Raw genomic sequence first — 25938 nt, 5'->3', positions numbered from 1 at the left:
TTTAGGTTGACGTTTACGTCAACAGGAAGTAGTCTGATTCCATAAAATAATTATGTTGACGTATACGTCAGCTTTAAGAATAACCAGATGATGGAGTTACCATGAAAGTACTTGTGCCAATCAAGCGAGTGATTGACTACAACGTCAAGGCTAGAGTAAAGCCAGACAACAGTGATGTTGACTTAAGCAACGTAAAAATGGCGATGAATCCGTTTTGCGAGATTGCTGTTGAAGAGGCAATTCGTTTAAAAGAAGCTGGCACTGCCAGTGAAGTTGTAGCTGTGTCGATTGGTGACAAAGCATGTCAGGAACAGCTACGAACAGCGTTAGCACTGGGTGCTGATAAAGCTATTCACATTGAAACAGACGCTAAACTTGAGTCACTGCACGTGGCCAAGTTGTTAGCTAAGTTAGTTGAACAAGAGAATCCAGAGCTGGTTATCCTTGGCAAGCAATCAATTGACTCGGACAATAATCAAACTGGTCAAATGCTTGCTGCACTAACTAATCGTAGTCAAGGTACATTTGCATCAAAAGTGGTTGTTGAAGGGGGCAAGGTACAAGTAACTCGTGAAGTAGATGGTGGTTTGCAGACCGTATCGTTGGCTTTACCTGCAATCGTAACTACTGACCTTCGTTTAAATGAACCGCGTTATGCCTCTTTGCCAAATATCATGAAAGCTAAGCGTAAACCACTAGATGTAACTGCAGCAGACAGCCTCGGCGTTGATCTAGCTCCTAGAGTCGAGCTTTTGAAAGTTGAAGAACCTGCAAAACGAGAGGCGGGTATTATCGTTGAAAGTGTTGAAGAGTTAGTAACAAAACTAAGAACTGAAGCAAAGGTGATCTCATGAGCGTATTAGTTATTGCAGAACATGAAAATGGCCATTTAAAGCCAGAGACCGCAAAAGTAGTTAATGCGGCGGTAGCGATAGACGCTAATGTTGAAATTTTGGTTGCAGGTTCTGGTGTTGCTGACGTAGCAAATAGTGCTGCCAAAATAGCAGGTGTAAGTAAAGTGCGAGTTGCTGATAGCGCTGCGTTCGAGCATCAGTTAGCTGAGAATACAGCTGACCTAGTTGTTGAGCTAGCTAGCAGCTACAGTCACATTCTAGCAAGTGCATCGACAACGGGTAAGAATATTCTTCCGCGTGCTGCGGCATTGCTAGATAAATCACAAATTTCAGAAATCATTGCGGTCGTTGATGCCGATACTTTCAAACGTCCTATTTATGCGGGCAATGCAATTGCGACTGTGAAGTCTAATGAATCACAAAAAGTGATCACTGTGCGTGCAAGTGCATTTGACGCGCAAGGCGAGCAGGACGCGTGTGAGATTGAAACCTTGTCAATGTCAATTGATAACACACTGAGCTCATTTGTAGGTATTGAGCAAACAGAATCTGAACGACCAGAGCTTAACGCAGCACCAGTGGTTATTTCTGGCGGTCGAGGCATGCAAAATGGCGAGAACTTCGCATTGCTAAATGGTATAGCAGACAAGCTAGGCGCAGCGATTGGTGCGTCCAGAGCAGCGGTTGATGCTGGCTTTGTACCTAATGACATGCAGGTTGGTCAAACGGGTAAAATCGTTGCACCTGATTTGTATATCGCAGTGGGTATCAGCGGCGCAATTCAACACCTAGCGGGTATGAAAGACTCAAAAGTGATTGTTGCTATTAACAAAGACCCAGACGCACCGATTTTCCAAGTAGCTGATTATGGCTTAGTCGCAGACTTATTTGACGTGTTACCGGAGCTTGAAGCCGCATTATAAAAGAATAATAAAAATTCTGGTTGTTAAAGCCGTTGTGCCGTAAGGCCGCGGCTTTTTTTTATTTTATATTTCGAACACATACCTAAGTCGTCGTGGCCTTGCGCATACTTGAAGGTAATTCATGGTAGGCCAAGTTACCACCAATAACTCAATCCAAAAATAATGAGTGCAGCTCCTAGAAATTTGCTGATTAACTCAGCACTACCACTTGGTGCCAGTTTTTCAATGATCACGACCAATGTAAGGATTAAGATCCATTTTATATTCATGACACCACTGACAAATAAAATCATCATTAATAACCAGCAACAGCCAACACAATAACTCCCTTGTTTTAAGCCTAACATGATGGCCCCTTTAATGCTGCCTTGCCAATGTGAGTTAAGTATTGAAAAGGGAGATCGACAGAGTTTTAAACAGTTTTGCTTGAAAGAAGAAAATTGGTAAACACCGGCAGCAATTAAAATTAAAGCACTAAAGGATTGATAAGCACTATTCATCATCGGCGTTAATAGGTCAATTTGATGAAGCCCATATTGTAATAGTGTTATTAGCACACTATAAAAGCACCAAGCTAAAATATAGCCAAAGGTAAATACAATGGTCGGTGTGTAGGCTTGGTGTGAAGCAATTCGCTGCTGTGTCACACGTTCTATGAGTAAAATAACAGGAACGGCAGAAGGTAACATCATACCTGCCATCATAACTGCCCACATAATGAATAACATTAAAAGGTCCGTGGCAGTCCAGTCTGCCACGGGTTCCATATTCATGGACATGTCGAATAGCATGTAGTGCCAACTCAAATAGATGAGAGCGCTGATGCTAATAAGGGTAAAGGCTCGGCTAACTATTGGCATCAATAATCGAGCTTATGCATTTGGCCAATTGACAATGGCATTGGCAGCAAAGGTATCAGAGTAATTAAAAGCGATATTACCGTGATTAATATGCATTAACTTTGTCTTAGCGGCAAAGCCGTCATTCCACATAAAGCCACCTTTGGGAAAGGTAATATGTACTTCATTTATTTCACCAGTCACAGGGTTTATATGAGGCGCTTGCTCTACTTCAATAACACCATCAATTGATACGGTAGATGTATAGTCTTGTTTATCAAGCTTTATATCAGCCATGATGGGGCCATCAAATTCACTAAATAACGTGGCTAACGCTTCAACGGGCATACCACCTGCTTTGCCTGACATAATAGTCGCAAGTGCGTCAACCTGTTCAGGACTGGCCTTTTTATCAATAAATAGTGCACCTTTGCCATTACCTTCATGCATTGCTTTTGGCCAAGCTGCAGCGAATACCATTTTTAATCCACTTAAATCAAGGTCATCTAAGTGGCCTTGGAGTATTTCAAAGCCTAAGATTGCATCGCAGCCACCATTTTCACTGGAGGGGAAACCGCCAAACTGACAACCACACCCATGGCTACAGCTACAGTTTTCGATTTGATTCATTGATAATGCCCAGGCATATTTGTTGCTCATAACTACTACCTCCTATTGGGTTGGCTAAATTATAGTCTAATACTGCATTTGTTTTGCTTTTTACAATAAATATCACAGCGAAAAGGGGTCATTCATTCTTTGACTAACGGTCATCAAAGAGGGGAGGTTTTTAGATAAATGGGAAGGCAGCGTTTATGATGCCCTGTGCATATATTAAACGTTTTAATATACTCAATGACTTACCATTTTTGTTCATCGTTAAGGTTAGTGCCATAGCTACGATCTCGATTTGAATTGCCTGACATGATTTGACCTATGTCATTATTCACTTAGAAGTTGTTTAATCCCTCATGTGTGACGTAGCCAACATTCACTGGATAAAATTCACAACTACCGACCCAAAACTCGCTAACACGTTGCTTTGGCTTTTTCATTAACTCATACGGGTATGGTACTGAAGCAACGTGTAAATAGGGCGCTGTTGCCCATTAGGCGTTTTACTGTCAAGGTCTCTTGCTCTTGACACCGTTTATCTTATTTGTCGGTTCGTTCAGAAATGTTGCAGGCCTTGAGTGTCACAGGAAGGTCTTTTAATGCCAGTTCACAACACCATTTACTGGGATATCTATTACATTGTTTGCTTATTGATATGTTGAACTAATTAAAATGCGCTCTTTTGCGCCCTCTAATATCAGTGTTTTTGCCTTATGAAATGAAGCGTTATAGGCGATGACTGAGTTTGTACCAAGTTCACGAATGAGCGTTTGCTTTGCAACATAATCTAGATGTTCTCCGTTACGAGGAACAACTAAGTGATAGCTAGCACATTGTTATTGATACCTTTGCCCGCTTTTTAGTATCTGCTGGAACAAAACACCGTTGACTTAATCGTTGAGCGAGCATCGAGCAACAGCCACATTTTAGCGAGAGCGCTAACAATGGGTAAAATTGTTGATACCAACAAAAATCCCGAAGCAATGGTCTTCAAGTAGCTGATTTAAGGCGTAGTCGCAGACTTGTTTGACGTGTTACCAGAGCTTGAAGCTGTCTTTTCTCAAGTACCAAAACAGATGTATAGTACTAAGTCAGAAGTATATCTCTAAGTCATACAATCTACGTTATATACGGATTTCAGCTAATCAAGGGAGGTTATATATCCATGCCATACGTAAATGTACAGATCACAAAAGGCGCATCTCGAGCGCAAAAAGCAGAATTGGTCAAAGACATCACTGAATCTTTACAGCGAGTTTTGGGCAAGCAACCTGAATACACCCATGTAGTAATTCAAGAAATTGAAGAGTCAGACTGGGGCTATGCTGGGATGTTAACCGATGATTGGAAAAAACAACAATCGTAGTGAAGTTCTTCGCAGTCACAGCACAATATTAAAGTTAATTCTTTAGAGCTTTGTTTATACCTTTTTTAAACTAAAAGGTAGCTGCTTATAATTTTAGGAGGCGCTGCTGCACCGTCATCCAACCTACATTTAACCCTATTTAATGTAGGTTGGATAAACGAGTGCTATTAAGTCAGTCTTCCCTTAAGTAATTCTAAATAAGCAGGTTTCTTTACTAACGTATGCATCTTGGCATAGCACAAACTAGACTTTGCTTTGTGCATCTATGTAATAAAGCGCCCACTCCATAGTCACCCCTTGTGACTGAACCTGATAGCCCAATATATCTTTAATGTTGGTCAAGATTGTATCATCATCGGCCAAGTCTAATCCGAACAAACTTTTGACAAAAAATACCATATCTTGCTCTGAGTTAAACTGCCAGCAGACTCTTTGGTAATCTGCTTGGACAATATCAAAGCCTGTGTTAGCGAGATCAGATATAGTACCTTTGCTGATAAATATGCCCTGATGCCCCATAGAGTTGTAGCTATCTACAAACTGATTCAAAAAAGTATCCTCTTTTGAGCCTTGCATCACATCTGAGTAATTAAAAACTCCACCTGGCTTTAAAACGCGTTTGACTTCGCAAAAGAAACCGTTCTTATCCTCCATATGATGAGAACCTGCGATACTAATCACGCGATCAAAATGGTTGTCAGGAAAAGGCATATCCTCCAAAGGAGATGTAATGACCTTTTGCTCAGATAGCTGGTTGAATGTATCACAGCTATCTATATGATATAAATCAACTTCTCTGGGCCTGTATTTGGACAGGTAACCAGCACCAGAGGGGATGTCTGCGACTATTTCTCTATGTTTCCAAGGGAAGTTCTTAGTAGCACATTCAAATTCTGCTCTTCTGGCGTCAGAGCAACAATGCATTGCGGTATCGTAAGTTTTAGCCCTTTGGGTAAATATATCGTTGTAACTATCAAACACGTTGTGACTTTTCCTTTATAAGATTAGACAGCGCAAATTTGATAGGAGCAATGTATTCGTCAGCGTGGTTATGACCATTGATTAAAATATTCATATTGGCGTTAACTTCGAATATTAACATTTCAGACTTGTCATTGATTGCACAGTCAATACCAAAATAGTCTAACTTTAACTCTCGATAAATCTTAGAAACGATTTTTTGGATATGAAACTTTTTCTCTTCCTCGAAAGCCGTTTGTAGCGCTTTTTCTTTACTGATAAAGCTATGCTTTCTAGAGTTTGAATGGATCATCCAACTGTTACTAACGATCACATGGCGCAAGAATACCTTGCCGCCGACAACAGCGAGCCTATGCTTTGCATATTGTCCATCGTCGTCTTTATACTCAGCATATTCGGTTAAGTAGTACTTTCTACCATCTAAAGCTAGGTGATAAAGTCTTTCAACTTGTTGGGCATTTTCTAGTAGCGTCAGACTTTCTCCACCATGTGAGCCCGCCTCACGAATTAACATTGGGTAATTTAGTTTGTTGTTATAAATACAACTAACGATATCATGAGGAGACTTAGGGTTTAACTTAACCGTTTTGGGAATATGAAGCCCTTTTATTTTAGACAAAGTTTTATATATCATCTCTCTGTCTGTATTAAGTATATGTCTCGGCGGGTTGATGACTGGCTTGCCAATTGTATCACACAGTTTCATTGATTTGAGAAGGGTAAGAGCGTGTGAATCAGGGTCGGCTATCTCGTTGATTACAACTGATAAGTTGTTTGTATTGATATTTGCACGTCCCCCTTTCAGTGGGTCCAATAAACAGGTGTCATTTGACATATCTTCCAGTATCAAATGGTCTGAAATATTTGAAGAACCACTAATTGCAAAATTCTCCTTGCCGATGAACTTTATTAGGCAATTATCAGGGATCCCTCTTATTGTTAGTGCTTTACTCATGTTTTAATTATTCAGGTACATAAAAATGTGCGCATGCTAGCATAACAGATTCCTTTATTCATCAATAAATTTGAATAATAGAGTATATACTTTACTGCCGTTCCACAGACTAAAAGACTGGGCTATCCATCTCTATAATGTCGATATAGTAGTGCTTAGGTAGTAATTATATCAGGGTCAAGCAATAGTGAATAACATAGAAGCCAGTATAGGGTCTTACAACACAAAACAAGGTGCTGCTGATCATAGGGGCTAGTCCATTAGCTCTTGAGCAAATTTATATCGCTGTATTATGTTCTAAAGTTCAGGAGTTCTATTTATAGGATCACAGATGAACTTCAGTGACTTGGTTTAGGAGGAATTGGACCTCCTTAGCGGTTGACTGACATTGCTCTATTACGTTGCCTGCTACAACCCATACCAAGCTAGAGAGTTTTCCATTTTTTGTGTCAGGCCAAGTATTAACAGTGATAGCAACTGAATCATGAGTATTATCTGAGATAACCTTAAAGCGAGCAGGGTCGCACAATAGCTCCGCTACAGTTGTTTTTAGTGAACTGACTAGGCGCTCTCTTAGGTAAACCCGTGCGAGTGATGTTTTGAGTGTGTTGTACTTATGGGCAAGCTCTAATTTTTGCTGATTAGCGAGCATTAGGTCTTGAACCATTTGTTCTGATTGTGTTTCAGAGAGGCGAACGTGCTCCATTTTTTGCTTTTTCTCTAAGCTAAATAGTTGATGAGAGAGTATTTTAAGCTGATTTTTCAAATCTGAGAAATCGGGGTGTTGGTTCAACTTTTGTAAAACTTCAGCTGGATACTCAACGTTATCGTTTATCGTAAAATAAGTGACAATATGTGTTCCTTGACTAGGGGCGAACAGGGTATGAATATCATTGAGTTTTATGGACTTTTCAGAGTTTTTCTGCTCAATATCATTTTTTAGCACTTGTTGTAGCTGCATTAGCTCACTGTAATTTGGTAAAGCGTAGGTTTTAAAGCCCAGTGTAATAGTCAATACTAGCAATAATCTATACATGCTTTATCTCCATAGAAGCGTTAAGAAAAATGGGCCCACCAAAATAGGCCCAATTACTGGTTAATGTTTAGCTAAAGCTCAAAGTGACAGTAACCAGTCTTGCCACTCACTTTCATAGGAGCTGGTCCAAAAAGAAAGCTGTTGTTGATAGGATGTCCAGTCACCTTCTCTGGTGTTGCTGCGAAGCACACGTACATCATTTAAATGACGTTCCATCATAAAGCGAGCTGCCAGATAGCCCCAACGATAGATCTGATCGGTACTATTGCTATAGTCGGTGTTCAATACAGTTCCTAAAGACAGGTTTTGACCAGATTGATTGATAAGTGCAATCGCATCTGAATTACTGTCTTTTAAAGAAATATATTCAGCGAGTCCTTCACTCCACCATACGGTATTTTGTGGATAATCAGAAAAGTTACCTTTTAGGTTAAAACGGCCATCTAAGTAGTGTACGTATTCGTGCTCTAGGTTCCAAATTGCAAATTCAGGGCGCAACCAATCGGCTTCATGTGCATAAAAGGTGGCTTGATTATTTGGATCTGTTGCATTGCCTTCAATATACATACCGCCATTATTGGTACTGATCCCAAAAAAGCGAGACCCATAACGGTTGTATTGGTTGTAATCATCAAAGATAACCATCAATAAGTCGTCATTTAAGTCATTACTCACTGGCTGCCATGCGGTCTCTAACCTCTGGTGAAAGTAGGTTTCTTCAGCGCCAACGATAACACAAGAGTCATTGAACTGAGTATTAGTCATGTCTTGTGCTTGAAACCTTAACGTATCACTACAGGTGTGGCGTAGAGGTAAAATATTATCGGGTGTTGGTTTTCCTTTGGCTACAACTGACGTTGCAGATACGGCAAGTAATGCACTGACTATTATTGTGTATTTCATTTTGGTTGTTCCTCCGGTTATTGTTTTTTTGTAATTAATCCGGCCAGATTATTGATTTAATGTATAGCACAATGTGAATAATGTATACAATATACTTTAAATAATTTGTTTGAAGTTTGTACGAATTAATCATGTTGCAGATAACAAACACTTGCACAATTGGAAAAATTGGCTTTACTCAATAGTCATCAATTGCCTAAAAAGGACGTAAAACTATGAATAGTAAACTTATTGGCATTATTTTTATTATTGCTGGAGTCGCTTTGGTAGCTTGGGGTTACAATATTTATGATTCAGCACAGTCGCAACTTGGCAGGGCGTTAAGCGGAGAAACCCCTATTGAAGCATGGGTTGGAATGGTTGGTGGGGCGGTTTGTATCGTTTTCGGTATTTTCAGGATAAAATAGCTCTCTGCGTTTGAGGTTGTCCTTTTGAGGAGCACATATCAAACTAGGGTAAGAGCTATTTGGTCGATATGTTAATGCATTGTGGATCTTTATGTGAGTCTGGGAGTACCAAGCGTTATTTTCACTTTTGCTAAATGTGTTATTGCTACCACGTGGTGATAACATAATGATGGCATTCAACAGCCAAAGTTATGGTGGGGGACTCTAAAGGCCACCAGTGATAACCTTATTCATTTGCTAGCATAAAAACATTATAGGCCTACTAGGTCAAGTTGGTCTTTTGATACCGTGCCTCCTTTGCTTGCAATACTAAAACACTTTCTTTGATTACCCTTTTTGTAGTCCGAATATACTTCGTCATGATCAAGTGCACGGTGATGTATTGCAACTTCACCAATAGCGCCTTTAAAAAGACCTGTTTGATAGGAAGATCTGCTGCCTATTCTTAACGGCATATCGTTAGCCAAAGATCCACTTCGCTTGGTCGGGTCGTGGATACAACTGGCTTGTCCATCAATGTAAAAACGTAGACCATTGGGGTCATCTCTATCGACAGAAACGGCAACATGATGCCATAAACCGTCTGAAACAGATGAGTTAGAAATATAAGTTGAGCAAGCCCCGTTTGCTTGTTCACAGTACCAACTTCCAACACCATCGGCGAGCTGAAAGCCGAGCTTTCCGTCATCTACAAACATTACATATCCTTTAACCGTATCCATCTGATTTTCATATCTCTTATCAATAATCACACGTTGTTCGTATGAGGTTGTTTTTATCCATGCGGTTACAGAGAAATCTCCGGTTGTTATGTCTAAGTTATCATCATCTGGTAACTCAATGTAATCATCAAAACCATCTAGACAAAATGCTAAGTCTTGTTGTGACGTGGTAAGACGGATAGCACTTTCTTGATACAAGGAGATCTCTGTATTTTTTGCCTCTAGAGCTATAGGATTGGAAAGTGCCCATAGCGTCATTCCAACGGAAGTTACAGACATAACAGAAATAGCACCCAGTGTTTGGGCTTTAACCCCTATTTTTTTTGCATTCCTATGCTGCCAGCGTAGTTGAGCATCAATATAGTAGCCTTTCCCTCGTATGTTTTTAATGTACTCATTGGTTTGTGTTTGGCCCAGTGCTAGACGGAGTATCCGGACACGTTGTTTTACGTTCTCATCACCTGTTACCACGTTTTGCCATACTAACGTTAACAACTGCGCACTGGTAAGAGGGGCAGGAGAGTGTTCTAGTAAGGTAACGAGCAAATCGAAAGATAATTGTGGTAGGTCTATTTCTTGTTGCAGTTTAAAGACCCTACGAGTATCGAAACATACATATATGTCGCTTAACCAAACACCTAGATACTTATCCATTATTGTTTCACATTGGGATTTGGTATTGCTGGTAGTCATTTTAAGCGCCCTCTGATATTTTCCTTTTTTAGGTAAATTGATTTTACGCATTGTTTAACCACTTTTTCTATAGTTGTGACTAATTTAATTTCAAAATGTCCGTATTTTGTCCAGTATCTCGTTATTTTACCCAGGAAAGGAGGTCGCGCTTGCTTCCTCAAGCTTCTATAAAAGGCGACTAAATTGAGTTATTTATAGACGGTGAATGATCTATAGCAGTATTTTAAGTGGATAGGGTGGGTGCAAAAAGCTAGGGCATCCTTTGAGGTGCCCTAGTTTGGAATTTCTAGAGTGTTTTCATATATTCAATGACTTGCCACTTTTGTTCGTCGCTAAGGTGCGTGCCATAGCTGTGGCCTTTATTTGAATTTCCAGGCATAGCTTTGCCGTTCTTTGTATTTACTTTAAATTTATTTAGTCCCGTTGTTGTATCAAAGCCAACATTCACTGGGTCAAACTCTCGGCTACCCACCCAAAACTCTGTTACACGCTGATCAGGCTTTTTCATTAACTCATACAAGCTTGGTACTGAGCCATTGTGCAAATATGGTGCTGTTGCCCAAATACCGTTAAGTGGTCTGCCTTTATAAACGCCATTATCTAGTTTACCGTCTACACAATCGGTCTCAACTTGGTTTGCTTTTTCTCCACGCTTTTTTAGATGCTGTACTAAAAGGTTCTCAAGCTCTTTTAGAACACTTATCTTTTCGCCATCAGCACCTGTTCGCTCAGGGATATTACCGGCTTTAAGAGCGAGAGGAAGATCTTTTAATACCAGTCCAACAACCCCATTTACGGGGATATCAATTGCATTGTCAATCTCTTGGAATTTAGAACCAATTAAAATGCGCTCTTTAGTGCCCTCTAGTATGAGTGTTTTTGCCATATTACAGGATGCATTGTACGCGGTCACAGGGTCTGTACCGAGTTCACTTATTAGCGTTTGATTCGCTTTATAATCTTCAAGCTCTTTATCACGGGGGACAACTTCGTGACAACCAGCACATTGCTGTTGATAGAGTAATTCACCCTTTGCAGCTTTTTCGACATCAATAGCAGGGAAGTACTGTGTTGGCCATTGTGGCGACTTAAGTGTTTTAACCCATGACTCTAGGTTACCAAGACCTATCATATCGACTGTTGAGCTATAACGAGTGTGCTTACCCCATAGCCGTTGCCAAAACGGTGCTTCTTTTATATCTAACTCACCAAATACCCCTACGACTTCGCCAATGTTTCTAACTAGTGGTCCTACGATCGAGATGTTAGGCGCGGAAGCGTTCCATTGCACTACATCTGATTGATGGGTACCCCAAAGGAATGGATAAGATACAGGCCCAGTTGGCGCATTTTTATTTGTTAAGTCACTAAGCGCAAAAGCCGTCCCTGCATTTTGTATGTTTCCAAATGCATCTAAGCGAGCGTAGCTGGTAAAATCTTTTGGATAATCTTCTGGCAAAGCGTTAACCGCTTGTCGTTGTGCTGTTTTTAGGGCAATGCTTTGTAGTCGGCCTTTTAAATCGTTTTTATTGACCGTGTTATAGCTTGCACCTAATACATTTTTTGCGAAACGTTCAAACTTTTCATCATCGCTTAGCGTTTTATTTAGGGCTGCAACGAGACGGTCAAAAAATAACACAAAGTTTGCTAAGGTAGGGGCACCATCAATGAGTATTTTTGTGCCTTTGTAGTCGATTTGATTAGTGTGACAAGCAGCGCAAGTCATACCCACCCAGTTTTCGCCTGTCGTTTGATTACTGTGTAGTGCGAAGCCAATGGGTAACCCCCCGGGGTTTTTTTGGCTTGCTTTACTTGGTAAGTACCTAAGCGATTCCATATGCTTAGCATGGCGAAACAGTTGTGTGCTGTCAGCCTGCTCAAGCCAAACAAACCAATTGTAAGGGATAATTTGTGATCCCTGATTGGTGAACCAAAAATTCTCGCTTATTTGTTTGCTCCAGCCTTGGTCTAACCAAGTTCGGGTGGGGATTTCACCTCGTTCAGGGGTAATAGATATTGGGTCAGGTTGGGCGTTGTGCTGATTTGAACTACAGCCAACAACAGTTATCAAACTGACGGCACCTAGTGCGAAAGCTAGATGTAACTTGCTCATTGATATTCCTTGCAACGGTTAAAATGTAACATAATAGTTAATTGTTGTTACAGTTGCTATTACAGAGAATTACAAACAAATAAAAATGCAATGTTAACTGGCACATACAACGAGACAGTCAACATTGCATGGAGCGTTAGAAGTAAGCGCGAATACCTAACTTGATGTTTCTACCAGGCAGCGGAGCCAGATCTTTAATAAATGAGCTATGCACAAAGCCGAGCTCATCGGTTAGGTTATCCAGATTTATATAACCGACAAAGTCAACTCCTTGATGACTGAAGTCGTACTGCATACTTGCATCAACAATGGTATAACCAGCTGTTGGTGTTTCATATGCTGTGATGTCACCCTGTTTGGCATAACGAGTTACAGTCATATTAGTTTTGAAACCTTCGTATGCAAACTCATACTTAACCCCTAATTTGTCACTTGGTATGCGAGGTAGGGCTGCGCCGCTTTGTAGTTCAGCATTGAGTTTATCAGCAAAGACTTTTACACGATTTTTGTCATCAATATTGTAATGGGCATCTACTTCTAAACCATAGAGTTTTGCATCTTGACTATTGAACTGGAACACAGGCAATGCACCTTCATGCTCGTGCTCGGCTGTTTCTATGCCATGTTCCTCGCTAAAAACTAGCCCCGTGCTCTGTTGGTAATAATAGTTATCGATATCGTTGTAAAATACGTTAACGGTATAGCCAAAATCACCGATAAAACGGCGCAGACTGAGGTCTACGTTGGTCGCAGTTTCTTGTTTGATCTCTTCTGGCTCAAAATGAATTTCTCCATTCTCATAATGATAACCTAGGCCTAACTCGTACGTGCCAGTAGCAATATGAACGCCGTTTGCAAGTAGTTCAGCTGTTAATGGAGCTCGCTCTGAACGCGAAATATTCATGGCGATGTTATGACCATCTTTGAATTGATAGACACCACCTAGCGAGGCGCTTATGTTAGTTAAGTCCAATTGGTAATCAATGTCTTCAAAATCATGCTCATCTGCGAGATGATCATCATGATGCTCTTGTTCATGATTGCCATGACTACTGGCGGTTATATGACTGCTAAGTTGATAATCCTCGACTCGGGCACCTAGCTCGAGCGTGAAATTTCCAAAAGAACGTTCCTCAAGTAGATAAATGGCATGTGATTTTGTTGTGGTCGATGGTGTAAATGCTTCTTCACCTTGAGCTGCATAATCACTATCACTGTAGTGATAACCGAAAATGCCATGCCATTGACCAAATTTATGTTCTAGGTTTGTACGTAGCTCGGTTGATTTATTGCTAAAGGTTGTGCCTATTGTATCGCCTTCTATTTCACTATGGGTATAGTCGGTATAACCGGCACGTATACTGATAGCTTCGATCCATTGATTATGTAATGCGTAGTTAAATAGTGCTTGCCATCTGTCTTGTTTGACTCGGGCAAAGACATTTTCTTGCTCGAGTTCATCATGAGAGTCTTCAACATGAACATCTTCGTGCTCTTCGCTATGTAGCTCATGATCTTCATCATGCTCATCATGCTCATCATGCTCATCATGCTCATCATGCTCATCATGGTGAGCGTGACTGTGGCCAGGAACACCGTAATCCGTGTCTATACGACCAAATGACAGACCAACTGTAACATGTTCATTAATATAGCTAGTACCAAAATTGACTTGTTGAGAGTCGATGAAGGTATTGTCTACCTTATGTACAAATTCAGCATGTTCTTCGTGTTCGCTTTGCGACTCTTCGCTGTGCTCATCGGACGGTAGTTCAAAGGTAGGCGTTTCATAGTCTCCACCTTTACGGTTAACACCATCGAAATGAAAATTGAAGCCGTTATTGCCTGTTTCGACCAGCGCAGCATAAGTGTTGGTATTAGAAACGCTATCATGAGCATATTCAGCAGCACCGCTTAGTGATTCAATCACATCACTAGGGATACGGTTGTCTACAACATTTACCACTCCTCCAATTGCGCCGGAACCATAAAGTAATGTAGCCGGGCCTCGTAAAACTTCTATTTGCTGAGCTGATAAACTGTCGTTGGTATTGGCGTGATCGGGTCCGACGCGAGAGGCATCACTGCTATCTAGTCCATTTTGGGTGATTTTTACGCGCGGGCCATCAAGGCCTCGAATGATAGGGCTTGAAGAAACAGGACCAAAATAACTGGCGTTGATACCAGGAATTCCCTTCAAGGTTTCTCCTAAAGTTGGCTTGGAGGCATTTTTTAATTCGTCACCTCCGAGCACAGATACTGGAGAAGCCATTTCTACGTTATTCTTATGCAGAGCTGAGGCAAATACGACGATGCTTTCAACTGAACTTGGTTTGAGCTGCACTGTAACAAAGCCATTTTCAGCGATAATATTGATACGCTCATCTATATAGTTGTTTTTTGTAACGTGTAGTTGAGAGTCTGCATCTACAGCAATTGTAAATTGACCATTTTTATCACTGGTTACAGATTGAGTCTTTCCATGTAAATGAATCTTAGCGCCACTAACAGGCTGATTATTGTGATCTACAACTTTACCTTTTACATCGCCCGCAAGCGCATAGGGTGAAAACAATGCGGAAACAATGGCACTACTTATTAGGGACTGCTTAATCATGATCTTCGACTTGTATTAGAGTGTGAATGTTTGGTGTTGTTATAATATAACACCACCATATTTCAGATTCAATAATGTTATATTATAACTTTTAATTTTTATTGCGATTGTGATCATAGCTCCTATAGTTAGAGTGAATTAAGGAGTAGGGTACCTATTATGGCTAAACCATTTGTATTCAAGGCGCGCTTGAATGTAGCTGATTTATACCATCATGCTAATCATCAGGAAGTGTTTACCACGGCATTACAAAAAGCAGAGACACTAGAGCACTTTGTGCTTAAGCTGTTGGGCTACTGTGCGCTGTCTTATGAACAGAGTGCGCATTTAAATAGTACGCAAGAAAAACAAAAACCTGATGTTTGGCTTGAAGATGAGCAGGGTTATATTACAGTTGCACTATACGCATGTCCGCTGGAACTCGATGAAATCACTCGTTTGGCAAAGCAATTTCAAAAGCTGGTGCTACTTATTAAAGAAGATCCTCAATGGTTTGAAACAGTAAAAGAACGTTTAAGTTATGTTGAAAACATCAGTATTTTTGAGCTTGAATCCAACTTTGTTGACTCGTTGAGCTCTGCACTGAGTAGAAGTTTACACTGGGATATTGTTATTGAACAAAATCATATTAGTGTCAGTGACAAACATGAATATTATGAAACACACGCTTTGAAGTTAATCTAATATCATGATAGGCGGGGCAGTAAACCACCCCGAATTTAAAACGCTTAGAAGCTATATGAGTAGCTAACGCTTGCAGACGTTACCTCGGTACCGTCAAAATCATAGTTTTCAAAGCCTAGGGTGTACTCATGGCGGTCATTTTGGTAACCAATACCAGCCCCAAAGCTTAAGTCAGTGCCTGATACATTACCCGAACCAGAATAACCAGCATAAGAAGCTTTTGCATCAACGTCCCATGAATTTAATGCTAAGTCAGCGAATACCATAAAGCCGTTATCGAATGTATTTTTTAATCTTGATTTCACATAAAGGGAGCTCAGGTCAATATTAAAATCTACAGCGCTACAGCCTAAACACATGCCAGATAGTTCAAAAGTAGGAGTACCAAACTTTTTGTAACCAGCCATTACTGAAATATGTTCATTGAACTGTTTACCAGCGAACAACCCAAATCCTGACGCTTTATCTGAGCCCATGCCTGGAATTTCGGGTTCAATGCTATCTGAGCTGATATTGACGCCCCAAAACCATTGGTTATCGACTTGCTCAGCGCTTGCGTTAGATGCGAAAGATAAAGCGGATAGAATGACCGCGGACAATATAGATTTTTTCACGTGGAATCCAAAGTTATAATAAAATGAACTGAATTGTAATACCTTAATCAGAAACATCAATAGCTGGCAGAATAATTATTGCTATATAAATATGTAATTACAAAATATTAATCAACAATTTACATTTTATTGTCTAGAATATTTGAAATAACAAGACCTGATGTACTTTTGTATTATAATTATCGTCTTCATCATGTAGTTGTCGTTTACTAGAAACTAGAATCAGGCTGGTGCAGAAAATCCATCTCTTCTTTGGTAGATAAACGGCCTAAAATTGCATTTCTGTGCGGGTAACGACCAAACATATTGATAATAGCCTGATGTTTTAACTCAAAATCGAGGTTTTGTTTGTTTCCAAGGGCCTCATATAATTTCACGGCTTCTATATGTATGGCTGGTGATTCGCTATGCATAAATGGTAGATAGACGAAACTGCGCTGTTGGCTGGGTAATTTGAGGTCAAAGCCTTTAGCTATCGCCGTTTGAGCGAGTGCAAGAGCTAGTGGATCTGAGGCAAAGGCTAAGGGATTGTCTCGGTGAATATTCCTAGAAAACTGGTCTAGAATAATGATTTCTGCGAGGCTGCCTTGTGCGGTAGTGCGCCAGTTATAAAGCTCTGAGCGACTCGCCTGAGCATGTAAAGCGCCAAAACGTTTTTTGATCAGTGAGTCAAACTCAGCATTTTTCTGCCACCACATTTTAGGATCAATTTCTTCAAACCAAAATGCTAATACGTCTTCAATCATAATAGCTATCCTTTTTGCTTTACCCAGAGCATTTCAGCTTTTAAATACCTAACGATACTAGCTGGATAACATTGTTAGCCATTGCTCTGGCTCGGCGAGGATGAATTCATAGGTGTGCTTATCATCTAGTATCACTCTTATGGCGCTATCCGTGATTGGTAAGATACCTGCACCCACTCCTTGGCACTTTTCTACTTTTGCAATTTTTGCGCGGTCAATTGCGTATGGACCCATACCAATTTGTTTATTGAACGGCTCAAAAGTCAATTGCTTATCTGTGATTGATAACATTCCATCGGCTTTTGCGACACCGCTTTGAATAGAGGCATTAGAACGCTTGATGATTTGTTGTTGCATATTAAGCTCCTTGTCTTTGCTAATTGGAATTATCATACGCTCAAATTTCAATATATAAACAAAATTAATCGTTTGGAGATGATGTAACTTAACGCTAGGTCACCTTACGAGTGTTATGCATTGTAGAACTGTATGGGCTAGCACGGGGAGATTAGTTGTAGTGCTCTAAAAGGCAAATAAGCAGAGTGCTTAGATCAGCGTAAGTTTTATGTCAGTTAAAGGTTTTGTGCAACAAAGTAAGATTTCGCCATCTCTTACAAAAGCTAATGGCTCTTGATTGTATGCAACTTCACCGGAATCTAATTTTGCTCGACAAGCGCCACAAAAACCCTCTCGACATTGATAAGCGACTTCAATTTTTGCTTGTTCAAGTGTCTCTAGCAGTGAAGACGACTGAGCCGCAAATTCAAGCGGCTCAGTACGATCACTTACAGTAATTTTTCGACTTGGAACATCGCTCATTACAAGTCAAAGTCACCAAAATCTGAAGCATCAACTTCTGAGTCGATTTGACCTACGAGGTAAGAGCTAATCTCTGCCTCTTGAGGAGCAACCTGAACATTATCAGAAACCAGCCATGCATTGATCCACGGGATAGGGTTAGATTTATTGGCAAACTGAGAAGGTAAACCAACTGCTGCCATACGGACGTTAGTAATGTATTCAACATACTGACACAAGATATCCTTGTTGAGGCCTATCATAGACCCGTCTTTAAACAGGTATTCCGCCCATTCTTTTTCTTGCTCAGCCGCTTCTACGAACATTTCAATCGCTTGCTCGTGACACTGAGCAGCAACGATCGCCATTTCTGGATCATCTTTGCCATCTTGCATGATATTCAAAATATGCTGTGTGCCAGATAAATGTAATGCTTCATCACGAGCGATTAGCTTAATAATTTTAGCGTTACCTTCCATTAGTTCACGTTCAGCGAATGCAAATGAACACGCAAAGCTAACATAAAAGCGAATTGCTTCAAGAATATTGACTGACATGATGCACAGATATAGCAGTTTTTTGAGTTCAAACTGGTTGATAACTACTGTTTCACCGTTAATCTCATGTTTTCCTTCACCATACAAGTTGTATAGAGAAACTTTTTCTATTAACTCGTCGTAATATCGAGTAACTGCATCTGCGCGTTGATTTATCCTATCATTGGTAACGATGTCATCGAAGATTAGCTCCGGCGACTGAGTTACGTTACGTATGATATGAGTATAAGAGCGACTGTGAATAGTTTCACTGAATGCCCAAGTTTCAATCCAGGTTTCAAGTTCTGGTAGTGAAACAATCGGCAGTAGAGCCACATTTGGCGAACGGCCCTGAACACTATCGAGTAGCGTCTGATATTTGAGGTTGCTTAAGAAAATGTGCTTCTCATGTTCTGGAAGGCCTTGAAAATCAAGTCGGTCTTTACTGACATCGACTTCTTCTGGGCGCCAGAAAAATGAAAGTTGTTTCTCAATTAACTTTTCGAATATTGGATATTTTTGTTGGTCGTAACGAGATACATTGACGGTTTGGCCAAAGAACATGGGTTCTTTTAACTGATCATTGTGATTTCTGCTAAAAGTAGAATAAGACATAGATTTTATACTCAATACCAAAAGTAGCGGGTCAAACGACCCGCTAAAAACTTATATTTTACAAGCGCCGCCTGCACAATCGTCATCTTCTGCCTGAGCTTTAAGCTCATCTTGCGCGTCTGATGCACCATCACGAGTGTTGTGATAATAAAGCGTCTTTACACCGAGCTTGTACGCTGTAAGTAGATCTTTAAGTAGCAGCTTCATTGGTACTTTGCCGCCCTCAAATTTATTAGGGTCGTAGTTTGTATTAGCTGAGATAGTTTGATCAACAAATTTTTGCATAATCCCAACTAAGCCCAAGTATCCATCGTTTGACGGAATATCCCACAACAATTCATAGTTGTTTTTGAGGCGTTCATACTCAGGTACAACTTGCTTCAAAATACCATCTTTGCTGGCCTTAACACTAATGTGTCCTCTTGGTGGCTCAATGCCATTAGTTGCATTGGAAATTTGCGATGATGTTTCTGAGGGCATTAATGCTGATAGTGTTGAGTTACGCATGCCATGTGCTTTGATACTTTCGCGTAGAGCATCCCAATCCAAGTGCAAAGGTTCTTCACAAATCTTGTCAAGGTCACGCTTGTAGGTGTCGATTGGCATGATACCTTGAGAGTAGGTCGTCTCATTAAATAATGGACAAGCGCCACGCTCTTTTGCCAGTTCATTTGATGCTTTCATAAGGTAGTATTGAATCGCCTCAAATGTACGGTGAGTTAAGCCATTAGCGCTGCCATCAGAATACTTAACGCCGTTCTTTGCTAGATAATATGCATAGTTGATAACGCCAACACCCAATGTACGACGGCCCATAGTTGCGCGTTCAGCCGCAGGAACAGGGTAGTCTTGGAAATCAAGTAGGTTATCTAAGGCACGTACTGCAAGTTCTGCTAATTCTTCTAGCTCGTCGAGTGATTCTAACGCGCCAAGGTTGAACGCTGAAAGAGTACACAAGGCAATCTCACCATCTGGGTCGTTAACATTGTTCAGCGGCTTAGTAGGTAATGCTATTTCTAGGCAAAGGTTAGATTGACGAATCGGTGCAACCTTTGAGTCAAACGGACTGTGCGTATTACAATGGTCAACGTTTTGTAGATAAATACGTCCTGTGCTCGCGCGCTCTTGAGCAAACATAGAGAACAACTCGATAGCTTTTATGCGCTTTTTGCGGATTGATTCATCTTGCTCATATTGAACATATAAAGACTCAAATTTGTCTTGGTCTTCAAAAAAGGCATCATACAGTCCCGGAACGTCCGAAGGACTGAACAACGTGATGTAATCGTCTTTGATCAAGCGTGAATACATAGTTTTGTTAAACTGCACACCGTAATCAAGGTGGCGAACACGGTTTTCTTCTACACCACGGTTGTTTTTAAGTACAAGTAGATTTTCTACTTCTAGATGCCAAAGTGGGTAGAATAGTGTTGCTGCGCCACCTCGAACACCGCCTTGTGAACAACTTTTAACGGCTGTCTGAAAGTGTTTATAAAAAGGAATACAACCGGTGTGATAGGCCTCGCCATTTCGGATAGGGCTACCTAAAGCGCGAATTCGACCAGCGTTGATACCTATACCCGCACGTTGACTGACGTATTTAACGATTGCAGAGGAGGCAGCGTTAATAGAATCAAGGCTATCGCCGCATTCAATTAATACACACGAGCTAAACTGACGCGTCGGTGTACGTACACCTGCCATAATAGGTGTAGGCAACGATATTTTAAACAACGATATCGCATCGTAAAAACGTTTGATGTAGTCAAGACGAGTCTCTTTTGGATAATCAGAGAATAAGCTTGCTGCAACTAAAATATACAAAAACTGGGCACTTTCATATATTGCACCCGTTACACGGTTTTGAACCAGATACTTACCTTCAAGCTGCTTAACTGCTGCGTAGCTGAAGTTCATATCACGGCTATGATCAACATAGCTATCTAACTCATCCAGTTCTTGTTCAGTATAATCTACCAACAAATGTGGATCGTAGCGTTTGTCTTCTACCAATTTAGTTATGTGGTCATAAAGTCGTGGTGGCTCGAATTGGCCATACGCTTTTTTACGCAAATGGAAAATGGCTAGGCGCGCGGCTAGATACTGATAATCTGGAGAATCTTTATCTATTAAGTCTGCAGCCGCTTTAATAATCGTTTCATGAATGTCTTCGGTGCGAATACCGTCATAAAACTGAATATGTGACTTTAACTCAACTTGTGATACAGAAACATTACTGAGGCCTTCAGCGGCCCAAGTGATCACGCGATGGATTTTATCTAGATCAAGCGGCTCTTTGCGGCCGTTTCTTTTGCTGACAGATAACTGTTGGTTCATAGTTGCGCCTGTATTCCTTCGGAATTGTATTTTTATGGTAAACGCACGGTTCACACTTTTGATTATCTATTCACCACTATATATGGTGATAGGCTTACCGTGGATCACAAGATAGTGTGGATGAGTCAAATTTGCAATAGAACAACTCTGCCACAATTGTGGATAACTTAGGGATAATCGGCTACTGTTAGTGGCTATTAACCTTTGAGGTTTTACAGCTAAACACACCATGAAAAAATCAACCAAGATGTTTTGTTTTTTTATCAATTTTAAAAAAAAATCTAACTGATTTTTTTATATTCAACTTGTGGGGATTTTAGTTACAAGACACAAGATATAGTGTCTTGCAACTCAATTTTGCACTATATATGTGCAATTAGTGATTCAGGGTTAGTTAAATTCAGATCCGCATCCCAACTTAACGCAATTTCCTGACTAGGCACATATCCCCACAGGGCCGCCACAGAGCGCATGTTAGCCGCTTTTGCAGCTTCAATATCTCTGGCTGCATCTCCTACATAAAAACAATGTTGTGGATTGACGGCTAATTGTTGAGCAGCATGCAACAAAGGTTTCGGCGATGGTTTAGCTTCATCTAGGGTGTCTCCACATACAACCACTTCAATGTTTTTTAGCTCTTCAATACGCTCTAGTAGAGGTAATGTTAAAAATGTTGGCTTATTGGTCATTATGCCTATTTTGATACCTCTACTATTGAGAGTGTCGAGCAATTGCGCAATGCCGGCAAAACAATGGCTATACACAGCGATGTTATTCGCGTAGTAATCAAGCACACTTTGACGAAGGAGTTGCTCGTCATGCATCAAGAGTGTGTCTTTAAATCCTACTTCGAGCAGAGCCTTGACACCGTTGGATATCGCTGGGCTGTAGACCTCTTTGGTGACAGGAGGTAAGCCATGAGACTCAAGAGTGTGGTTTAATGCAGCGCCTAAGTCATCGCACGTATTAAGCAGCGTACCATCTAAATCGAATATTACAGCTTGGATCATGCTAGTTTCTCAAAGTGAAGCAGGTAGTTAACACTGACGTCGTCACTGAGCGTAAATGTCTTACTAATGGGGTTGTAACTTATTCCAGCACTGGCTCGCACTTTAAGTCCAACTTGTTCCGCCCAGTTAATTAACGTAGATGGACGAATAAACTTTTCGTGGGCGTGAGTACCTTCTGGAACAAGCTTAAGCAGTTTTTCTGCGCCAACGATAGCCATCAAGTAAGCTTTAGTTGTTTTGTTGAGGGTTGAAAAAAATACACTAGCTCCAGGTTTCGCTAATTTGGCGACAGCGGCAATAATAGAAGCAGGGTCCGGAACGTGTTCTAGCATTTCCATACACGTGACAACATCGAAACACTCAGGATTTTGTTCAGCAAACACTTCAGCAGGAATTCTTTGATATTCGACTTTAATGCCAGACTCTAAACTATGCAGCTTGGCGACGTTTAGCGGCTCTTGCCCCATGTCGATGCCATGAGCGTGAGCGCCAAGTTTAGCCATGCTTTCGGTTAAAATACCACCACCACAGCCCACATCCAGCACCTTTTTGTCGAATAAACCCTGACATTTATCATTAATGAAGTCCAAACGCAGTGGGTTGATATCGTGCAATGGTTTAAATTCGCCCTCTTGATCCCACCAACGTTCTGCTATTTCTTCAAATTTTGCTATTTCTTGTGGGTCTACATTTTGATGTTCGGTCATAAAAAACTTCCTCGTTAATCTGAGCGCATTATAAGAGGGGTCAGATTAAAATCACTAAAACTTTGCGCCTGTAAATTGTTTAAAAGTGTGTTAGCATGGCGGTTCAGAATTAATAATAACTCAACCTCTTCGCCACACGATAGTGTGACATAAAAGAGGTAGACACTGAAGGAAAGTGGAATCAAATGACTGATCTCGCCAATGAAATCCTGCCAGTCAATATCGAAGATGAACTCAAGAACTCGTATTTAGATTACGCAATGAGTGTTATCGTTGGCCGTGCATTACCCGACGTTCGTGATGGTCTTAAGCCGGTACACCGTCGCGTACTGTTCGCCATGAACGAATTAAAAAATGACTGGAATAAGCCTTATAAGAAGTCTGCGCGTGTTGTCGGTGACGTAATTGGTAAATATCACCCACATGGTGATAGTGCTGTTTACGACACAATAGTACGTATGGCACAACCCTTTTCTTTACGTTACATGCTGGTAGATGGTCAAGGTAACTTCGGTTCCGTTGACGGAGACTCTGCAGCTGCAATGCGTTATACAGAAGTTCGTATGGCGAAAATGTCACATGAGCTGCTGGCCGACCTTGAAAAAGAAACGGTAGACTATGTGCCAAACTATGACGGCACTGAACAAATTCCTGATGTACTACCAACCAAAGTGCCAAATCTATTAGTTAACGGTTCATCGGGCATTGCGGTGGGTATGGCAACCAATATTCCGCCTCATAACTTAACCGAGGTTGTTAATGGCTGTTTGGCTCTGATTCAAAACCCAGATTTGACCATTGACGAGCTTATTGAATACATTCCAGGCCCAGATTTTCCGACAGCGGCTATCATCAATGGTAAGAAAGGCATTGAGCAAGCTTATAAAACTGGTCGCGGTAAAGTTTACATTCGTGCTCGCGCGGAAATCGAAGTAGACGAAAAAACGGGTCGCGAAACTATCATTGTTCACGAGATCCCGTATCAGGTTAACAAAGCACGATTAATTGAAAAAATCGCTGAACTTGTAAAAGAGAAAAAAGTCGAGGGGATTAGCGCACTACGTGATGAGTCTGATAAAGACGGTATGCGTATTGTGATTGAAATCAAGCGCGGTGAAGTAGGGGAAGTTATTCTTAACAACCTATATGCACAAACTCAGTTGCAAACTGTATTTGGTATGAATATGGTTGCGCTAGATAATAATCAGCCTAAGTGTTTCAATCTAAAAGAAATGCTTGAAGCCTTTATTATCCACCGTCGCGAAGTTGTAACACGCCGTACAGTTTTTGACTTACGTAAGGCACGTGATAGAGCACATACCCTTGAAGGTTTGGCAATTGCGCTTGCTAACATTGACCCTATCATTGAACTTATTCGTAAATCGCCAAACCCAGCTGAAGCTAAACAGGCTTTGATAGCTCGTCCATGGGAATTAGGTACAGTTAAAACTATGCTTGAAAAAGCAGGCGAAGACAATGTGGCTCGCCCAGATTGGTTGGCGGCTGAGCTTGGCATTCGAGATGGTCAATACTATTTATCTGAGCAGCAAGCTCAAGCTATTTTGGACTTACGTCTACACAAGCTAACAGGTCTTGAGCATGAGAAGATCCTTGCAGAATACCAAGAGTTGTTAGACCTAATCGCTGAGCTACTTTATATACTTTCTTCTCCAGAACGACTGATGGAAGTTATCCGCGATGAACTAGTTATCATCAAAGAAACATACGGTGATGAACGTCGTACAGAAATCAGCGCAGCCGCTCATGACATTAGTCTTGAAGACTTAATTAACGAAGAAGATGTGGTTGTAACTTTATCGCATGAAGGTTATGTGAAATATCAGCCGCTTACAGACTATGAAGCGCAGCGTCGTGGTGGTAAAGGTAAAGCTGCTACGCGAATGAAAGATGAAGATTTCATCGAACGCTTGTTAGTTGCTAATACGCACGACACCATTTTGTGTTTCTCAACAGCTGGTCGCATGTACTGGTTGAAAGTATATCAGCTACCATTGGCATCACGCGCTGCACGTGGCAAGCCAATCGTTAACTTGCTACCTCTTGAAGCTGAAGAACGTATTACTACGATCTTACCAGTACGTGAGTACGAAGAAGACAAATATGTATTAATGGCGACTGCAAACGGTACCGTTAAGAAAACTCCTCTGACAGCATATAGCCGTCAGCGCGCAAGCGGTATCATTGCAATCAACCTAAACGAAGGCGATTGCTTGATTGGCGCTGATATTACAGATGGTAGTAATGACATCATGCTGTTTACCGACCACGGTAAGGTAGTGCGCTTCAATGAGAAGCTACGAGACTCTGAAACTGGCGAAGTGAAAATTGACCCAGAAACGGGTGAAGAGATGTTAGCGTTACGTCCAATGGGTCGTACTGCAACCGGTGTACGCGGTATTAAGATGCCAGATGATGTAAAAGTGGTATCTCTTATCGTTCCTAAGACGGATGGCGCAATTCTTACGGTAACTGAGAATGGCTATGGTAAACGTACGCCACTGGAAGATTATCCAGCGAAGAGTCGTGCTACACAAGGTGTTGTTTCGATAAAAGTGAGTGAACGTAACGGTGCTGTAGTCGGTGCCGTACAGGTTGACGATAGCAACGAAATCATGTTGATCTCAAACCGAGGTACGTTGGTTCGCACCCGTGTCAGTGAAGTTTCAACTGTCGGTCGTAACACCCAAGGTGTTATTTTGATCAGAACTATTGACGACGAGCAAGTAGTTGGTTTACAACGTATCGAGGAAATAGCAGTTGAAGAACTTCCCGAAGGTGAGGGAGCAGAGCTACCAGCACCTGAGGGTACACCAGTGAGTACTGATGACTCACCGAGTGAATAAAGT

Annotated in this window: 23 protein-coding genes and 1 pseudogene; 6 read left to right on the top strand and 18 right to left on the bottom strand. The window is 41.0% G+C overall.

What is annotated here, in order from left to right; translation table 11 throughout:
- Positions 1 to 101 precede the first annotated feature (101 nt).
- Complete coding sequence (locus BIW53_RS04625) at positions 102 to 854, top strand: electron transfer flavoprotein subunit beta/FixA family protein (protein ID WP_070990668.1); 753 nt, start codon at positions 102 to 104, stop codon at positions 852 to 854.
- Positions 851 to 1777 (top strand): electron transfer flavoprotein subunit alpha/FixB family protein, encoded by a 927-nt coding sequence (locus BIW53_RS04620; RefSeq protein WP_070990667.1) that lies wholly within the window; start codon positions 851 to 853, stop codon positions 1775 to 1777. The genes BIW53_RS04625 and BIW53_RS04620 overlap by 4 nt, the downstream gene beginning before the upstream one ends.
- Before the next feature lie 134 nt (positions 1778 to 1911).
- On the opposite strand, the gene BIW53_RS04615 is transcribed toward BIW53_RS04620, so the two are convergent.
- The 3 genes and pseudogenes from BIW53_RS04615 to BIW53_RS21270 form a co-directional block, all read right to left on the bottom strand.
- Positions 1912 to 2505: a DUF2182 domain-containing protein gene (locus BIW53_RS04615; protein ID WP_245699357.1), complete on the bottom strand. Its 594-nt coding sequence runs from the start codon at positions 2503 to 2505 to the stop codon at positions 1912 to 1914.
- A gap of 144 nt (positions 2506 to 2649) precedes the next feature.
- A complete protein-coding gene (locus BIW53_RS04610; protein ID WP_070990664.1) occupies positions 2650 to 3276 on the bottom strand; it encodes a DUF1326 domain-containing protein in 627 nt (208 codons plus the stop codon).
- Positions 3277 to 3566: 290 nt separating this feature from the next.
- Positions 3567 to 3713: pseudogene (locus BIW53_RS21270) on the bottom strand (hypothetical protein); the annotation flags it as partial.
- A gap of 683 nt (positions 3714 to 4396) precedes the next feature.
- Here BIW53_RS21270 and BIW53_RS04605 point away from each other — a divergent pair.
- On the top strand, positions 4397 to 4597 hold the full coding sequence (locus tag BIW53_RS04605) for a tautomerase family protein (protein ID WP_070990662.1): 201 nt from the start codon (positions 4397 to 4399) through the stop codon (positions 4595 to 4597).
- A 243-nt stretch (positions 4598 to 4840) separates the two neighbouring features.
- Here the strand turns inward: BIW53_RS04605 and BIW53_RS04600 are convergent, their stop codons facing one another.
- The 4 genes from BIW53_RS04600 to BIW53_RS04585 all read right to left on the bottom strand — a co-directional run bounded on the left by BIW53_RS04600 (position 4841) and on the right by BIW53_RS04585 (position 8472).
- Positions 4841 to 5578, bottom strand: a complete 738-nt coding sequence (locus BIW53_RS04600) for a class I SAM-dependent methyltransferase (protein ID WP_070990661.1) — start codon at positions 5576 to 5578, stop codon at positions 4841 to 4843.
- Entirely contained in the window at positions 5571 to 6533 is a 963-nt protein-coding gene (locus tag BIW53_RS04595; RefSeq protein ID WP_070990660.1) for an ATP-grasp domain-containing protein, read from the bottom strand. Before BIW53_RS04595 ends, BIW53_RS04600 begins: the two co-directional genes overlap by 8 nt.
- A 325-nt stretch (positions 6534 to 6858) precedes the next feature.
- Positions 6859 to 7569, bottom strand: a complete 711-nt coding sequence (locus BIW53_RS04590) for a hypothetical protein (protein WP_070990659.1) — start codon at positions 7567 to 7569, stop codon at positions 6859 to 6861.
- A 78-nt stretch (positions 7570 to 7647) separates the two neighbouring features.
- A complete protein-coding gene (locus BIW53_RS04585) occupies positions 7648 to 8472 on the bottom strand; it encodes a collagenase (protein WP_070990658.1) in 825 nt (274 codons plus the stop codon).
- Between the two features lie 215 nt (positions 8473 to 8687).
- Here BIW53_RS04585 and BIW53_RS04580 point away from each other — a divergent pair, with 215 nt between their 5' ends.
- Complete coding sequence (locus BIW53_RS04580; protein ID WP_070990656.1) at positions 8688 to 8879, top strand: DUF3185 family protein; 192 nt, start codon at positions 8688 to 8690, stop codon at positions 8877 to 8879.
- Between the two features lie 251 nt (positions 8880 to 9130).
- On the opposite strand, the gene BIW53_RS04575 is transcribed toward BIW53_RS04580, so the two are convergent.
- The 3 genes from BIW53_RS04575 to BIW53_RS04565 form a co-directional block, all read right to left on the bottom strand.
- Positions 9131 to 10345, bottom strand: coding sequence for a LamG-like jellyroll fold domain-containing protein (locus BIW53_RS04575; RefSeq protein WP_070990655.1), 1215 nt, complete (start codon positions 10343 to 10345; stop codon positions 9131 to 9133).
- 235 nt (positions 10346 to 10580) lie between these two features.
- Positions 10581 to 12407, bottom strand: coding sequence for a di-heme-cytochrome C peroxidase (locus tag BIW53_RS04570; RefSeq protein WP_070990653.1), 1827 nt, complete (start codon positions 12405 to 12407; stop codon positions 10581 to 10583).
- 136 nt (positions 12408 to 12543) lie between these two features.
- A complete protein-coding gene (locus tag BIW53_RS04565; protein ID WP_070990652.1) occupies positions 12544 to 15024 on the bottom strand; it encodes a TonB-dependent receptor in 2481 nt (826 codons plus the stop codon).
- Between the two features lie 159 nt (positions 15025 to 15183).
- On the opposite strand from BIW53_RS04565, the gene BIW53_RS04560 reads away from it, so the two are divergent.
- A complete protein-coding gene (locus BIW53_RS04560) occupies positions 15184 to 15708 on the top strand; it encodes a YaeQ family protein (protein WP_070990650.1) in 525 nt (174 codons plus the stop codon).
- 44 nt (positions 15709 to 15752) lie between these two features.
- On the opposite strand, the gene BIW53_RS04555 is transcribed toward BIW53_RS04560, so the two are convergent.
- The 8 genes from BIW53_RS04555 to ubiG all read right to left on the bottom strand — a co-directional run bounded on the left by BIW53_RS04555 (position 15753) and on the right by ubiG (position 23071).
- Entirely contained in the window at positions 15753 to 16322 is a 570-nt protein-coding gene (locus BIW53_RS04555) for an outer membrane beta-barrel protein (RefSeq protein ID WP_070990648.1), read from the bottom strand.
- 209 nt (positions 16323 to 16531) lie between these two features.
- Complete coding sequence (locus tag BIW53_RS04550) at positions 16532 to 17068, bottom strand: DUF924 family protein (RefSeq protein WP_070990646.1); 537 nt, start codon at positions 17066 to 17068, stop codon at positions 16532 to 16534.
- Positions 17069 to 17125: 57 nt separating this feature from the next.
- Positions 17126 to 17425: a hypothetical protein gene (locus BIW53_RS04545; protein ID WP_070990645.1), complete on the bottom strand. Its 300-nt coding sequence runs from the start codon at positions 17423 to 17425 to the stop codon at positions 17126 to 17128.
- 189 nt (positions 17426 to 17614) lie between these two features.
- Positions 17615 to 17887 (bottom strand): class I ribonucleotide reductase maintenance protein YfaE, encoded by a 273-nt coding sequence (yfaE, locus tag BIW53_RS04540; protein WP_070990640.1) that lies wholly within the window; start codon positions 17885 to 17887, stop codon positions 17615 to 17617.
- The gene (gene nrdB / locus BIW53_RS04535; RefSeq protein ID WP_070990639.1) at positions 17887 to 19017 is read right to left on the bottom strand and encodes a class Ia ribonucleoside-diphosphate reductase subunit beta; all 1131 of its coding nucleotides are present in this window, start codon (positions 19015 to 19017) and stop codon (positions 17887 to 17889) included. Before nrdB ends, yfaE begins: the two co-directional genes overlap by 1 nt.
- 51 nt (positions 19018 to 19068) lie before the next feature.
- On the bottom strand, positions 19069 to 21354 hold the full coding sequence (gene nrdA / locus BIW53_RS04530) for a class 1a ribonucleoside-diphosphate reductase subunit alpha (protein ID WP_070990637.1): 2286 nt from the start codon (positions 21352 to 21354) through the stop codon (positions 19069 to 19071).
- 362 nt (positions 21355 to 21716) lie between these two features.
- The gene (locus BIW53_RS04525) at positions 21717 to 22364 is read right to left on the bottom strand and encodes an HAD family hydrolase (protein WP_070990635.1); all 648 of its coding nucleotides are present in this window, start codon (positions 22362 to 22364) and stop codon (positions 21717 to 21719) included.
- The gene (gene ubiG, locus BIW53_RS04520) at positions 22361 to 23071 is read right to left on the bottom strand and encodes a bifunctional 2-polyprenyl-6-hydroxyphenol methylase/3-demethylubiquinol 3-O-methyltransferase UbiG (protein WP_070990634.1); all 711 of its coding nucleotides are present in this window, start codon (positions 23069 to 23071) and stop codon (positions 22361 to 22363) included. Before ubiG ends, BIW53_RS04525 begins: the two co-directional genes overlap by 4 nt.
- Before the next feature lie 185 nt (positions 23072 to 23256).
- On the opposite strand from ubiG, the gene gyrA reads away from it, so the two are divergent.
- Positions 23257 to 25935 (top strand): DNA gyrase subunit A, encoded by a 2679-nt coding sequence (gene gyrA / locus BIW53_RS04515; protein ID WP_070990632.1) that lies wholly within the window; start codon positions 23257 to 23259, stop codon positions 25933 to 25935.
- Positions 25936 to 25938 lie beyond the last annotated feature (3 nt).

Source organism: Pseudoalteromonas byunsanensis (assembly GCF_001854475.1).
Lineage (GTDB): Bacteria > Pseudomonadota > Gammaproteobacteria > Enterobacterales > Alteromonadaceae > Pseudoalteromonas > Pseudoalteromonas byunsanensis.
This window is presented reverse-complemented; position numbering and strand designations above follow the sequence as displayed.

Bases quoted from the DNA above. Each gene is read 5' to 3' on its own strand.
- BIW53_RS04610 (WP_070990664.1), bottom strand. From the start codon at position 3,276: ATGAGCAACAAATATGCCTGGGCATTATCAATGAATCAAATCGAAAAC.
- BIW53_RS04590 (WP_070990659.1), bottom strand. From the start codon at position 7,569: ATGTATAGATTATTGCTAGTATTGACTATTACACTGGGCTTTAAAACC.
- BIW53_RS04560 (WP_070990650.1), top strand. From the start codon at position 15,184: ATGGCTAAACCATTTGTATTCAAGGCGCGCTTGAATGTAGCTGATTTA.
- BIW53_RS04585 (WP_070990658.1), bottom strand. From the start codon at position 8,472: ATGAAATACACAATAATAGTCAGTGCATTACTTGCCGTATCTGCAACG.
- BIW53_RS04580 (WP_070990656.1), top strand. From the start codon at position 8,688: ATGAATAGTAAACTTATTGGCATTATTTTTATTATTGCTGGAGTCGCT.
- BIW53_RS04615 (WP_245699357.1), bottom strand. From the start codon at position 2,505: ATGTTATTCATTATGTGGGCAGTTATGATGGCAGGTATGATGTTACCT.
- BIW53_RS04550 (WP_070990646.1), bottom strand. From the start codon at position 17,068: ATGATTGAAGACGTATTAGCATTTTGGTTTGAAGAAATTGATCCTAAA.
- BIW53_RS04565 (WP_070990652.1), bottom strand. From the start codon at position 15,024: ATGATTAAGCAGTCCCTAATAAGTAGTGCCATTGTTTCCGCATTGTTT.
- ubiG (WP_070990634.1), bottom strand. From the start codon at position 23,071: ATGACCGAACATCAAAATGTAGACCCACAAGAAATAGCAAAATTTGAA.
- BIW53_RS04620 (WP_070990667.1), top strand. From the start codon at position 851: ATGAGCGTATTAGTTATTGCAGAACATGAAAATGGCCATTTAAAGCCA.
- nrdA (WP_070990637.1), bottom strand. From the start codon at position 21,354: ATGAACCAACAGTTATCTGTCAGCAAAAGAAACGGCCGCAAAGAGCCG.
- BIW53_RS04545 (WP_070990645.1), bottom strand. From the start codon at position 17,425: ATGCAACAACAAATCATCAAGCGTTCTAATGCCTCTATTCAAAGCGGT.
- BIW53_RS04575 (WP_070990655.1), bottom strand. From the start codon at position 10,345: ATGCGTAAAATCAATTTACCTAAAAAAGGAAAATATCAGAGGGCGCTT.
- gyrA (WP_070990632.1), top strand. From the start codon at position 23,257: ATGACTGATCTCGCCAATGAAATCCTGCCAGTCAATATCGAAGATGAA.
- BIW53_RS04570 (WP_070990653.1), bottom strand. From the start codon at position 12,407: ATGAGCAAGTTACATCTAGCTTTCGCACTAGGTGCCGTCAGTTTGATA.
- BIW53_RS04625 (WP_070990668.1), top strand. From the start codon at position 102: ATGAAAGTACTTGTGCCAATCAAGCGAGTGATTGACTACAACGTCAAG.
- BIW53_RS04605 (WP_070990662.1), top strand. From the start codon at position 4,397: ATGCCATACGTAAATGTACAGATCACAAAAGGCGCATCTCGAGCGCAA.
- BIW53_RS04525 (WP_070990635.1), bottom strand. From the start codon at position 22,364: ATGATCCAAGCTGTAATATTCGATTTAGATGGTACGCTGCTTAATACG.
- BIW53_RS04595 (WP_070990660.1), bottom strand. From the start codon at position 6,533: ATGAGTAAAGCACTAACAATAAGAGGGATCCCTGATAATTGCCTAATA.
- yfaE (WP_070990640.1), bottom strand. From the start codon at position 17,887: ATGAGCGATGTTCCAAGTCGAAAAATTACTGTAAGTGATCGTACTGAG.
- nrdB (WP_070990639.1), bottom strand. From the start codon at position 19,017: ATGTCTTATTCTACTTTTAGCAGAAATCACAATGATCAGTTAAAAGAA.